This is a genomic window from Aeromicrobium sp. Root495, assembly GCF_001426755.1.
Lineage (GTDB): Bacteria > Actinomycetota > Actinomycetes > Propionibacteriales > Nocardioidaceae > Aeromicrobium.
Window position 1 is genome coordinate 1343563 of record NZ_LMFJ01000001.1, and the last position, 11338, is coordinate 1354900.

General features: G+C 70.6%; 12 protein-coding genes. 2 read left to right on the plus strand and 10 right to left on the minus strand.

Translation table 11 applies throughout. The features are described 5' to 3' along the window. Positions 1 to 22 precede the first annotated feature (22 nt). Genes ASD11_RS06835 through dop form a run of 5 tightly spaced genes read right to left on the minus strand, consistent with a single transcriptional unit; the run spans position 23 to position 4183 of the window. The gene (locus tag ASD11_RS06835; protein WP_156464624.1) at positions 23 to 829 is read right to left on the minus strand and encodes a fused MFS/spermidine synthase; all 807 of its coding nucleotides are present in this window, start codon (positions 827 to 829) and stop codon (positions 23 to 25) included. A gap of 39 nt (positions 830 to 868) precedes the next feature. Then, positions 869 to 1579: a proteasome subunit alpha gene (prcA, locus tag ASD11_RS06840; protein WP_056284991.1), complete on the minus strand. Its 711-nt coding sequence runs from the start codon at positions 1577 to 1579 to the stop codon at positions 869 to 871. A gap of 16 nt (positions 1580 to 1595) precedes the next feature. Beyond that, on the minus strand, positions 1596 to 2414 hold the full coding sequence (prcB, locus tag ASD11_RS06845; protein WP_056288539.1) for a proteasome subunit beta: 819 nt from the start codon (positions 2412 to 2414) through the stop codon (positions 1596 to 1598). An 11-nt stretch (positions 2415 to 2425) separates the two neighbouring features. Continuing rightward, a complete protein-coding gene (locus ASD11_RS06850) occupies positions 2426 to 2620 on the minus strand; it encodes a ubiquitin-like protein Pup (protein WP_056284994.1) in 195 nt (64 codons plus the stop codon). 60 nt (positions 2621 to 2680) lie between these two features. Continuing rightward, positions 2681 to 4183 carry a depupylase/deamidase Dop gene (gene dop, locus ASD11_RS06855; protein WP_056284995.1) on the minus strand — a complete coding sequence of 501 codons (1503 nt, stop codon included), beginning with the start codon at positions 4181 to 4183 and terminating at the stop codon, positions 2681 to 2683. Between the two features lie 111 nt (positions 4184 to 4294). On the opposite strand from dop, the gene ASD11_RS06860 reads away from it, so the two are divergent. Continuing rightward, positions 4295 to 5470: a glycosyltransferase family 4 protein gene (locus tag ASD11_RS06860; protein WP_056284998.1), complete on the plus strand. Its 1176-nt coding sequence runs from the start codon at positions 4295 to 4297 to the stop codon at positions 5468 to 5470. 15 nt (positions 5471 to 5485) lie between these two features. On the opposite strand, the gene ASD11_RS06865 is transcribed toward ASD11_RS06860, so the two are convergent. The 4 genes from ASD11_RS06865 to ASD11_RS06880 all read right to left on the minus strand — a co-directional run bounded on the left by ASD11_RS06865 (position 5486) and on the right by ASD11_RS06880 (position 9556). Continuing rightward, positions 5486 to 5974 carry a GNAT family N-acetyltransferase gene (locus ASD11_RS06865; protein ID WP_235503262.1) on the minus strand — a complete coding sequence of 163 codons (489 nt, stop codon included), beginning with the start codon at positions 5972 to 5974 and terminating at the stop codon, positions 5486 to 5488. A 5-nt stretch (positions 5975 to 5979) separates the two neighbouring features. Next, on the minus strand, positions 5980 to 7704 hold the full coding sequence (arc, locus tag ASD11_RS06870; protein WP_056285002.1) for a proteasome ATPase: 1725 nt from the start codon (positions 7702 to 7704) through the stop codon (positions 5980 to 5982). A 98-nt stretch (positions 7705 to 7802) separates the two neighbouring features. Further along, positions 7803 to 8702 (minus strand): tRNA (adenine-N1)-methyltransferase, encoded by a 900-nt coding sequence (locus ASD11_RS06875; RefSeq protein WP_056285005.1) that lies wholly within the window; start codon positions 8700 to 8702, stop codon positions 7803 to 7805. After that, positions 8699 to 9556 (minus strand): M50 family metallopeptidase, encoded by an 858-nt coding sequence (locus tag ASD11_RS06880; RefSeq protein WP_156464625.1) that lies wholly within the window; start codon positions 9554 to 9556, stop codon positions 8699 to 8701. The genes ASD11_RS06875 and ASD11_RS06880 overlap by 4 nt, the downstream gene beginning before the upstream one ends. 159 nt (positions 9557 to 9715) lie before the next feature. Here ASD11_RS06880 and ASD11_RS06885 point away from each other — a divergent pair, with 159 nt between their 5' ends. Next, complete coding sequence (locus tag ASD11_RS06885; RefSeq protein WP_082554211.1) at positions 9716 to 10591, plus strand: RecB family exonuclease; 876 nt, start codon at positions 9716 to 9718, stop codon at positions 10589 to 10591. Here the strand turns inward: ASD11_RS06885 and ASD11_RS06890 are convergent. Next, positions 10588 to 11274, minus strand: a complete 687-nt coding sequence (locus tag ASD11_RS06890; RefSeq protein WP_056285012.1) for an HAD family hydrolase — start codon at positions 11272 to 11274, stop codon at positions 10588 to 10590. The genes ASD11_RS06885 and ASD11_RS06890 overlap by 4 nt on opposite strands. Positions 11275 to 11338 lie beyond the last annotated feature (64 nt).

Here is an 11338-nt window from a genome sequence, read left to right on the forward strand (position 1 = left end):
GGCCCGGTCTTCGGTGCGCGTCTCAGCGGAAGACGCCGGGTCCGCCCGGTGGGGCCGGTGAGTGCTGCGGATCGGCGTCGGTCAGGACGGCGCCGCCGTGGAACGTCCGGCGCACGTCGGCGGGTCCCATGACCCGGTAGGGGAACATGGAGCGGGCCGCGACCCTCGTCATCTCCTCCACCGGCAGCGCCTCGCCCGAGGCCACGGCGAGGACGTTGCCGAACCTGCGGCCCTTCAGGGTGGCCGGCTCGGCGCTGAGCCCGACGTGCGAGAACGATCGCCCGAGGGTCGCCACGACCCGCCGCACGTAGGCGAACGGGGCCGTGTCGGTGAGGTTGAGCAGGAAGAGTCCGTCGGACGTGAGGACGCGCCGCACCGTCGCGACGCACTCCGCGGTGGTGAGGTCGGGAGGGACCTGCGCCCCGTCGAACGCGTCGAGCACCACGACGTCGGCGAAGTCGTCGCGCATGGCCTCCAGGCCTGGACGGCCGGCGACGTCGCGCACCTTGATCCCCGATCGCGGCGGCAGGGGCAGGTGCTCACGCACGAAGCCCGTGAGGACGGTGTCGGGCTCGAGGACGACCTGGGGCGTACGGGTGTGCCGCGAGGCCACGAAACGCGGGAGGCTCAGCCCTGCGCCGCCCACGTGGACGACGCGCCGGGCCTCCTCGTCGTCGCGGGGTCGTGACAGGTGCAGGTCGAGGACGTCGGCCATGCGCTGCACGTAGTCGAACTCGATGCGGCCGGGATCGTCGAGGTCGACGTACGACTGCTCCGTGCCGGACACCACGAGGGTGAAGGCGCTGGGACGCGACCGGTCCGCCTCCAGGACGACCTCGGGACGTCCTTCGGGCGAGACGGCGATGGCTCAGCCCTGCAGCGAGGCCGCGACGGCGCCGTCGGGGAGGCGCTTGAACTTGCGTGGCTGGGACCGGGTGCGGTCGAGCACCGCGACCTCGAGGGCGGACGCCTCGACGGTGCGCGCCACTCCCCCGTTGTCGGTGACCGTGTCCTGGCCCAGCGCCGTGGTGGCGAGCCGGATGACGGCGTCGAGCTCGAGCCCCGCGGTGTAGTGCTCAGAGAGATAGGCGTCGACCTTGTCGCTCTGTCCACCCATCACCGCGTGTCCCTGCACGTCGGCCACCGAGCCGTCGTACGTGAGTCGGTACACCTGGTCCGAGGACGCGTCGTCGCCCACCTCGGCCACGAAGATCTCGACCTCGTACGGCTTCTCGCCGCCGGAGGAGAAGATGGTGCCGAGCGTCTGGGCGTAGGCGTTGGCGAGTCCTCGGCCGGTCACGTCGCGACGGTCGTAGGCGTACCCGCGCATGTCGGCCAGGCGGACGCCGGCGATGCGCAGGTTCTCGAACTCGTTGTACCTGCCGACGGCTGCGAAGCCGATGCGGTCGTAGATCTCGCTGATCTTGTGCAGCGCCTGCGACGGGTTCTCGCCCACGAAGACGATGCCGTCGCGGTACTGCAGGACGACGACGCTGCGGCCGCGGGCGATGCCCTTGCGCGCGAAGTCGGCCCGGTCCTTCATGAGCTGCTCGGGCGAGACGTAGAACGGTTGCGTCATGTCAGGTCCTGTCCGGTCAGCTCAAGGGGGCCGTGGGGCCGTCGGGTGCGCTCATGCGGGCGGCGATCACGGTGTCGGCGACCTGGGCGGTCTGCTCCTGCGGCCAGGCGCGGTAGCCGTCGGCCGTGATGACCGAGATGAGGGGGAAGATGCGTCGTGCGACGTCGGGGCCGCCCGTGGCGGAGTCGTCGTCGGCGGCGTCGTACAGCGCCTGGACCACGGCCGTCACGGCATCGGTCTCGCTCATGTTCTCGCGGTAGAGCTTCTTGAGCGACCCGCGCGCGAACGTGGAGCCTGAGCCCACGGAGTGGAAGGTGCGCTCCTCGTTCTTGTTGCCCGTGACGTCGAAGGCGAAGATGCGACCCGCGCCCTGGTGGAGGTCGTAGGCGGCGAAGAGCGGCACGACGGCCAGGCCCTGCATGGCCATGCCGAGGTTGCCGCGGATGAGCGTGGCGAGTCGGTTGGCCTTGCCGTCGGTGGAGAGGGTGGCGCCCTCGATCTTCTCGTAGTGCTCGAGCTCGACGCGGAACAGACGCGTCATCTCGACGGCGAGTCCGGCGGTGCCGGCGATGCCCACGCACGAGTACTCGTCGGTGGGGAAGACCTTCTGGATGTCGCGCTGGGCGATGACGTTGCCCATGGTGGCGCGGCGGTCGCCGGCCATCACGACGCCGTCGGCGAACGTGGCCGCGACGATCGTGGTGCCGTGGGTGACACCGCTCAGGTCGGTGCCCGCGCCGTTCGTGCCCTGGGAGGGCAGGAGCTGGGGGGCCTGCTGGGCGAGGAAGTCCGCGAACGAGGTGCCGCCGGTGGACAGGTACCCCTCGGGGAGCATGCCGGCGCCAGTCACTGGCCGCCCTTCTGGACGAAGCTGCGGACGAACTCCTCGGCGTTCTCCTCGAGCACGTCGTCGATGTCGCCCAGGATCGAGTCGACGTCGTCGTCGAGCTTCGCCTTCTGCTCGGAGTCGACCGCCGTGGGCTCGACCGGGGTCTCGTCCTCGGTGGACTTCTTGGTGCTCTTGTGCTGCTGCTCGGCCATGCAGCAACCCTAGCCCTCCTCAGGTTGCGTGCACGTCACATCTGGACGGCGCGCGCGGGCTCAGCGTCGAGTGATGGCGCGGAACAGGTCGGTGGCGGTGGCCGACGTGTCGAAGAGCGCCCCGACGTGCTCCGCCGTGCCCCGAAGCGGCTCCATGGTGGGGATGCGCTGGAGCGAGTCGTGCCCGGGCAGGTCGAAGATGACCGAGTCCCACGAGGCCGCTGCGACGTCGGTGGCGAAGCGCGACAGGCACCGGCCCCGGAAGAACGCGCGCGTGTCGTGGGGCGGCTCGCCGATGGCCTCGGTGACCGCGTCGTCGGTGAGCAGACGATCGATGCGGTCCCGGGCCACGAGGCGGTGGTAGAGCCCCTTCTCGGGACGGATGTCGTGGTACTGCAGGTCGACGAGGTGGAGCTTGGCGTGGTCCCAGTCCAGCGCGTCGCGCTCGCGGTACTGCTCGAGGAGCTGGAGCTTGGCCACCCAGTCGAGCTCGCGCGCGCACTCGGCGGGGTCGCGCCGCAGCCGGTCGAGGATGCTCTGCCAGCGGGCGAGGACGTCGTCGGTCTGCTCGTCGGAGCCGTTCTGCTCGACGAAGGCGCGGGCCCTCTCGAGGTAGTGCTCCTGGATGTCGAGCGCGGTCATGGTGCTTCCGTCGTCGAGCTCGACGAGCGCCTGGAGCGTCGGGTCGTGGGAGATGTCGTGCAGGGCCTCCACCGGCCGCGCGAGCGCGATGCCCCGGCCCAGGAAGCCGGCCTCGACCATGGCCAGCACGAGCGAGGTGGTGCCGTGCTTGAGGTAGATGGCCACCTCGGAGCAGTTGGCGTCGCCGATGATGACGTGCAGCCGCCGGTACTTCTTGGCATCCGCGTGGGGCTCGTCGCGGGTGTTGATGATGGGCCGCTTGAGCGTGGTCTCCAGGCCGACCCCCACCTCCATGTAGTCGGCGCGCTGGGCGAGCTGGAACGCGTGCACGCTGCCGTCCTGCTTCTGGCCCACGCGTCCGGCTCCGCAGATGACGGGCCGCGAGACGAAGAAGGGCGTGAGGTGCTTGACGATCGACTCGAACGGGACGTCGCGGCGCATGAGGTAGTTCTCGTGCGAGCCGTACGAGGCGCCCTTGTTGTCGATGTTGTTCTTGTAGAGCACGATCGGCGCGGTGGAGGGGATCTGGGCCGCCAGCTCCGCCCCGCGGAGCATGACGCGCTCCCCCGCCTTCTCCCACCGCACGACGTCGAGGGGGTTGGTGACCTCGGGGCTCGAGTACTCCGGGTGCGCGTGGTCGACGTAGAGCCGGGCACCGTTGGTGAGGATGATGTTGGCCAGGCCCAGGTCCTCGTCGGTGAGCTGGGACGGGTCGGCCACCTCGCGGCTCAGGTCGAACCCGCGCGCGTCGCGCAGCGGGCTCTCCTCCTCGAAGTCCCACCGGGCGCGCCGGGTCAGGCCGTGCGCCGAGGCGTAGGCGTTGACCACGTGCGTGGAGGCGACCATGGGGTTGGCGTGGGGCTGGCCCTGCACGGCGATGCCGTACTCGACCTCGCTGCCTTGGACCCGGCGGACCGTCATGACGCCACCCTACGGGGGCACGACCCACGTCACGGACTCGATGCGTGCTGGTCACCGACACGTCGCCCGCCGGTCATGGCGGGGTCTCCTCGGGCGAGCAGCCTGAGGGTCATGAAGGTCGCCATCGTGTCCGAGTCCTTCCTCCCCCAGACCAACGGGGTCGTGAACTCCGTGCTCCGGGTCATCGAGCACCTCGTGAGTCGCGGTGACCAGGTCCTCGTGATCTGCCCCGACGCCCGCGAGGGGGTGCCGAGCCAGGTGCTGGGCGCCGAGGTGCGCACCGTCGCGTCGTGGTCGCTGCCCGGCTACTCCGACGTCCGCGTGTCCACCGGTCGCTCCGCACCCGTCGAGGCGCTGCTCCGCGAGTTCGAGCCCGACGTCGTCCACCTCGCCTCGCCCTTCGTCCTGGGCTGGCGCGCCACCCTCGCGGCGCGGGCGCTCGACCTGCCGGTCGTGGCGGTCTACCAGACCGACGTGCCGCAGTACGCCGAGCGCTACGGCATGGCGTGGGCGTCGAAGCGACTGTGGCGCAGGGTCACCGACATCCACGGCCGCGCGACGCTGACCCTCGCCCCGTCGGTCGCGTCGGTCCGCTCGCTGCGCAAGCACGGCGTGGACCGCATCCGTCTCTGGCGCCGTGGCGTCGACAGCCAGCTCTTCGACCCGGCCCGCCGCAGCAACGGCTGGCGCACGCGCATGGCCCCCGGCGGCGAGCGGATCGTCGGCTTCGTCGGCCGGCTCGCGCCCGAGAAGCAGGTCCACGATCTGGCCCGCCTGGAGGGCGTCCCCGGCATCAAGCTCGTCATCATCGGCGACGGGCCGGAGCGTGAGCGTCTGCAGCGGCTCATGCCGTCGGCCTCGTTCACCGGGATGCTGCACGGCGAGGAGCTCGCCCGTGCCGTCGCCGGGCTCGACGTCCTCGTGAGCACGAGCGAGACCGAGACCTTCTGCCAGGTCATCCAGGAGGCCATGGCGAGCGGGGTGCCCGTCGTCGCGGCCGCCGTCGGTGGACCGCGCGACCTCGTCGACCACAGCCGCACCGGCTGGCTCTACGAGGCCGGCGACCTCGACGCCATGGTCGGCCACGTGCAGGACCTCGTCGGCGACGAGTCCAAGCGCCGGGCGTTCTCCCGCGCCGCCCGGGCCAAGGTGGTCCTGCGGGGGTGGCGACCCATCTGCTCCGAGCTCGTGGGTCACTACGCCACGGCGATCGAGCAGCACCACGAGCTGGAGCCCATCGACGTGGGCCTGGTGCACTGGCGCACCCGTCGCGCAGCCCGTCGCTGAGCAGCGCGATCCGGCTCAGGCCAGGGGCGTGAGCCGCTTGGCCAGGTGGACGGAGTCGTCGTACTCGGCGTAGAAGCCGAACGCCGGGACGTGGTCGTAGCCCGCGGACAGGTAGAGGGCGATGGCCTCCGGCTGCGCCGTGCCCGTCTCGAGCACCAGCCGCGTCAGGCCGGCCTCGACGGCCGAGCGCTCCAGCTCGGCCAGGACCCGACGGGCGTGGCCCTGCCGGGCGAACGCCGGGCGCACGTACATGCGCTTGATTTCGCCGTCGGAGTCGCCGGCCGGCCCGCCACGCCTCCAGCCGCCCATGGCGGCCGGCTCCTGCCCCACGTAGACCATGACGAAGTGGCCGCGCGGAGCGTCGAACTCGTGCACGTCGATGGGCGAGATGTCGCCCTCTCCGCCGTACCGGCGTCCGTACTCCTCCTGCACCTCACGGGTGAGGAGCTGCGCGTCGTCGCTCCCGTAGCTGACGACGCGCAGCTCCGCAGACAGTCCGTCCAACGTGCTCAGAGGTACTGGCCGGTGTTGGCCACGGTGTCGATGGAGCGCCCGGGCTCGTTGCCGCTCTTGCCCGAGATGAGCGTGCGGATGAAGACGATCCGCTCGCCCTTCTTGCCCGAGATCCGCGCCCAGTCGTCGGGGTTGGTGGTGTTGGGCAGGTCCTCGTTCTCCTTGAACTCGTCGACGCACGCCTGCAGCAGGTGCTGGATGCGGATGCCGCGCGACTGCTGGGAGAGGAAGTCCTTGATGGCCATCTTCTTGGCGCGGTCGACGATGTTCTGGATCATGGCGCCGGAGTTGAAGTCCTTGAAGTACAGGACCTCCTTGTCGCCGTTGGCGTACGTGACCTCGAGGAACTGGTTCTCCTCGGTCTCGGTGTACATCCGCTCCACGGTGCGCTGGATCATGCCGGCGACGCACGCCTCGCGGTCGCCGCTGAACTCGGCCAGGTCGTCCTCGTGCAGCGGGAGCCGAGAGGTCAGGTACTTGCTGAAGATGTCGCGGGCGGACTCGGCGTCGGGCCGCTCGATCTTGATCTTCACGTCGAGCCGGCCCGGGCGCAGGATGGCCGGGTCGATCATGTCCTCACGGTTGGAGGCACCGATGACGAGCACGTTCTCCAGGCCTTCGACGCCGTCGATCTCGCTCAGGAGCTGCGGGACGATGGTGTTCTCGACGTCGGAGGAGACGCCCGAGCCTCGCGTGCGGAAGAGCGAGTCCATCTCGTCGAAGAACACGATGACGGGCGTGCCCTCGCTGGCCTTCTCGCGAGCGCGCTGGAACACGAGCCGGATGTGCCGCTCGGTCTCGCCGACGTACTTGTTGAGGAGCTCGGGACCCTTGATGTTGAGGAAGAACGAGCGTCCTTCCTCACCGGTGCGCTCGGAGACCTTCTTGGCCAGGGACGCGGCAACGGCCTTGGCGATCATGGTCTTGCCGCAGCCGGGAGGGCCGTAGAGCAGGATCCCCTTGGGCGGGCGCAGCTCGTGCTCCACGAAGACCTCGGGGTGCAGGTACGGCAGCTCCACCGCGTCCTGGATGATCTCGACCTGCCCGGCGAGGCCGCCGATGCTCGTGTAGTCGATGTCGGGGACCTCCTCGAGCACGAGCTCCTCGACCTCGCTCTTGGGCACCCGCTCGTAGACGTAGCCGGACTTGCTGTCGAGCAGCAGGGAGTCGCCCGCGCGCAGCTTGAGCTCGCGCAGCGGCTCGGCCAGCCGGACGACCTTCTCCTCGTCGGTGTTGCCCAGGATGAGGGCGCGCTCGCCGTCGGCGAGGATCTCCTTCAGCATCACGACCTCGCCGGTGGTCTCGAACTCCAGGGCGAGGACGACGTTCATGGCCTCGTTGAGGATGACCTCCTGGCCCTTGCGCAGGGCGGAGCGATCGACCGCCGGGCTCACGTTGACGCGGAGCTTGCGCCCGCCCATGAAGACGTCGACGGACTCGTCGTCGTTGAGCTGCAGGAACGTGCCGAAGCCGGTGGGCGGCTGCGCCAGGCGATCGACCTCCTCCTTGAGGGCCACGATCTGGTCGCGGGCCTCGCGCAGGGTGGAGGTGAGCCGCTCGTTCTGCGACGACGTGGCCGCGAGACGGGCCTCGATGTCGGAGAGCCGGTGGTCGGTCCCGCCCTCGGACCCGAGGCGCCGACGGAGGTGCTCGACCTCCGCGCGCAAGTAGGCGAGCTCGTGCTCGGAACCGGTCGTGCGGGACTGATCGTTGTCGCTCATGTCGGCACCTCCTGCAGGGATGAAACCGACCCTACCCCCGAAGTCGTTGCAGCAAAGCCCGTCGTGCAACGGCTCGGGTAACGATCCGGTTTCGCCGCTCAGTCGTCCTCGGGCCGAGTCATGCCGGCCGGGCGAGGACCGTGGTAGTCGGGCCCGTACGCACCGGGCGCGGGCCGACGGGTCTTCTCGAGCGAGCGCACTCCCGGAGCCATGCGGCGGGCGGTCACGAGGAAGGCGGTGTGACCGATCATCTTGTGGTCGGGCCGGACGGCCAGGCCCTCCAGGTGCCAGTCGCGCTGCAGCGTCTCCCACGCGTGCGGCTCGGTGAAGCCGCCGTCGGCGCGCAGGGTCTCCACGAAGAGCGAGAGCTGCGTGGTGGTGGCGACGTAGGCGCAGATGATGCCGCCGGGGACGAGGCGCTCGGCCGCGAGGGGGACGCACGTCCAGGGGTCGACCATGTCGAGGACGAGGCGGTCTACCTCGGGCTCGGTCATGACCTCGCGGACGTCGCCGACCGTGAGCGTCCACTGCGGGACCTCGCCGCCGAGGATCTGCTCCACGTTGGCGCGGGCGGTGTCGGCGAACTCCTCGCGGATCTCGTACGAGCCGAGGGTGCCCTCGGAGCCCACGGCGCGCAGCAGGTACGCCGTGAGCGAGCCGGAGCCGGCACCCGCCTCGACGACACGGGCGCCCGGATAGATGTCGGCCATCGTGATGATGTGCGCGGCGTCCTTGGGATAGATGATCGCTGCGCCGCGGGGCATCGAGACCACGTACTCCGACAGCAGGGGTCGGAACACCTGGTACTTGCCGTCGAGCGTCGAGGTGATGACGATGCCCTCGGGGTGGCCGATGATGTCGTCGTGGCGCAGCTGGCCCCGCTTGGTGGAGAACTCCTTGCCTACCTCGAGCCGGATGTTGTGCTTGCGGCCCTTGGCATCGCTCAGGCGCACCCACTCACCCTCGACGAACGGTCCGGATCGCATCCACGTGGTCATGAGTTCCTTCGATAGGCGTCGTCGACGTGACGCGCGTGCAGGAGGCCGACGACGTCGCCGGCGGGGTCGACCACCACGTACGTGTCGGCCGGACGGGCGGCCATGGCGCGCAGCAGGGGCGCACCGGCGAGGTCGAGCGGGAGGGAGGGCAGGTCCGGCGGCAGGTCGAGCCCGGACGTCTCGGTGCGGTCGACGAGCCCCGCCACGGACAGTCCCTGCACCTGGGCGGTGCGGCGACCGAAGCGCAGGGCCGCGCCGGCCCCGGTCCACAGGAAGAAGGCGATCAGCAGCGCCAGGGCGATGTCGACGAGGTGCTCGCGGGAGAACGCGTCGTCGCGCAGGAGCACGAACGCCATGACGGCCACGGCCGTGAGACGTCCGAGCCAGGCCGCCCACCGGACACCCTTGGCCTGGTCGCCCGTGACCTGCCAGACGAGCGCACGGAAGACCCGGCCACCGTCGAGCGGGAGCCCGGGCAGGGCGTTGAACGCGGCCACGATCACGTTCACCCACCCGAACGCCCACAGGACGTCGCCGGCCGAGCCGCTGCTCGTGCCTGACGCGACCAGTCCCGCGAGCCCGATGAGTGCCGACGCGACCGGACCGGAGCCGGCCGTGACGAGCTCCTGGGCTGCGGTGCGGCTCTCGCCCTCGATGGCCGTCTCGCCGCCCAGCAGGTGGAGGGTGACGGTCGGGACCTCCATGCCGTACCAACGCGCGGTGAAGACGTGGGCGAGCTCGTGCACGAACACCGAGGCGTACAGACCCACGGCGAACACGGCCGCGAGCAGGTGCGGGTGGTCGGACGAGTCCTCGAACCAGGGGGCCGCGGCGAAGACCAGGACGATTCCCATCAGCACCAGTGAGGGGCTCACGAGGACGTCAGTACGCCCGAGACGACCGAGGCGCCAGCCTCCGGTCCTGGGGCGATCCTTCTCCTTGCCGGGCACGGTTCAGGATCCTATCCGCGATCGACCCCGAGCATGTCCGAGCCACTCGCTAGCGTGGCGGCCATGGACGTTGCCGAAGCGATCACCCACCCGGCGGCCGAGGTGCGCGAGGTCCGCATGAGCCTCTCCCCCAGCCGTGCGGGCGACTTCCAGACCTGCCCGCTGCTGTACCGCTACCGCACCGTCGACCGCCTGCCGGAGCCGCCGTCGCCGGCGGCAGCGCGCGGCACTCTCGTGCACGCCGTCCTGGAGGACCTGTTCGACGCGCCGGCCACCGAGCGAACGCTGGAGAGGGCGGTCGCCATGCTTCCTGGTCAGTGGGCAGAGCTCCTCGAGGAGGAACCGCGTCTGGCCGGCCTCTTCACACCCGAGCAGGCCGCCGAGGAGACGGCGTGGCTGTCGTCGGCGGTCGAGCTCCTCGGCACGTACTTTCGGCTCGAGGACCCGCGCTGGCTGGAGCCTGCCGACCGCGAGCTCCGGGTCGACCACGTGCTGGAGTCCGGGCTGGGCCTCGGCGGCATCGTCGACCGGGTCGACGTCGCCCCCGACGGTCGGATCCGCGTCGTGGACTACAAGACCGGCCGCAGCCCCGACCCTCGGTACGAGGACAAGGCGCTCTTCCAGATGAAGTTCTACGCGCTCGTCCTGTGGCGCACCCGTGGCGTCGTGCCCACGCTGCTCCAGCTGCTCTACCTCGCCGACGGCACGGTCCTGCAGTACGAGCCCACCGAGGACGACCTCCGGGGCGTCGAGCGCAAGGTGCAGGCCCTGTGGGACGCCATCTCGGCCTCCTACGATCGTCAGGACTTCCAGCCACGGCCCAGCGCGCTGTGCCGTTGGTGCGCCCACACCCAGCACTGTCCCGAGGTCGGCGGCACCCTGCTCCCCTTCCCCGAGGTCAGGATCGTGCCGGTGGAGCCAGCCGTCCCTCCGGGCTAGGAACCGCTCCCCGACACCTGGTCGTGGAGCGCCACGAGGTCGGCGACGCCCAGGCCGGTGAGGCTCGGACGCTCGACCCGTCGGACAGAGGCCTCCACGGGCACCATGTGCGGGACCACCAGCACGACGCAGCCGGCCGCCTCCGCCGAGCGGGCCCCGGTGTTGGAGTCCTCCACGGCGAGGCACTCGGTCGGGTCGACGCCCAGCGCGGCCGCCGCCGTGGCGTAGGGCTCGGGGTGCGGCTTGGGGTGCGTCACGGTGTCGCCCGCGACCACCGAGGCGAGGGGCAGGTGCGCCGCCACCACCGAGGCGATGCTCGCGTACGACGACGTCACCAGCGCCTGCGGCACCCCGGCCTCGTCCAGGGCGGTCACGAGCTCCAGGGCGCCTGGGCGCCACGGGACGTCCTGGCCCAGGGAGTCCACCATGTGCTCCACGAGCACGTCGACGATCTCGGCGGCCGACAGCTCGCTCCCCAGCCGCTGACGGATGTACTCGCCCGAGACGATGAGCGCGTTGCCGACGAGGGCCATCGCGTCCTCCTCGGTCCACTCCGTGTCGTGCTCCGCGGCCATGCGGTGCTCGGCCTGCATCCAGAGCGGCTCGCTGTCGATGAGGGTCCCGTCGAGGTCCCAGAGGACGGCCTTGAGCGTGGTCGCGGGGGCTGTGGAGGTCTCGGACACGACGAGCAGCCTAGTGAGAGCCGTCTCGCGTGACCTGAGGTGCCTCTGGTGCGTTGAGTCATCT

What these genes read in the sequence shown, in the direction of transcription:
- ASD11_RS06860 (WP_056284998.1), top strand. Translation starts at nt 4,295, where the DNA reads ATGAAGGTCGCCATCGTGTCCGAGTCCTTCCTCCCCCAGACCAACGGG.
- ASD11_RS06880 (WP_156464625.1), bottom strand. Translation starts at nt 9,556, where the DNA reads ATGGGAATCGTCCTGGTCTTCGCCGCGGCCCCCTGGTTCGAGGACTCG.
- ASD11_RS06850 (WP_056284994.1), bottom strand. Translation starts at nt 2,620, where the DNA reads ATGGCCGAGCAGCAGCACAAGAGCACCAAGAAGTCCACCGAGGACGAG.
- dop (WP_056284995.1), bottom strand. Translation starts at nt 4,183, where the DNA reads ATGACGGTCCGCCGGGTCCAAGGCAGCGAGGTCGAGTACGGCATCGCC.
- ASD11_RS06875 (WP_056285005.1), bottom strand. Translation starts at nt 8,702, where the DNA reads ATGACCACGTGGATGCGATCCGGACCGTTCGTCGAGGGTGAGTGGGTG.
- prcB (WP_056288539.1), bottom strand. Translation starts at nt 2,414, where the DNA reads ATGCTCCCCGAGGGGTACCTGTCCACCGGCGGCACCTCGTTCGCGGAC.
- arc (WP_056285002.1), bottom strand. Translation starts at nt 7,704, where the DNA reads ATGAGCGACAACGATCAGTCCCGCACGACCGGTTCCGAGCACGAGCTC.
- ASD11_RS06885 (WP_082554211.1), top strand. Translation starts at nt 9,716, where the DNA reads ATGGACGTTGCCGAAGCGATCACCCACCCGGCGGCCGAGGTGCGCGAG.
- prcA (WP_056284991.1), bottom strand. Translation starts at nt 1,579, where the DNA reads ATGACGCAACCGTTCTACGTCTCGCCCGAGCAGCTCATGAAGGACCGG.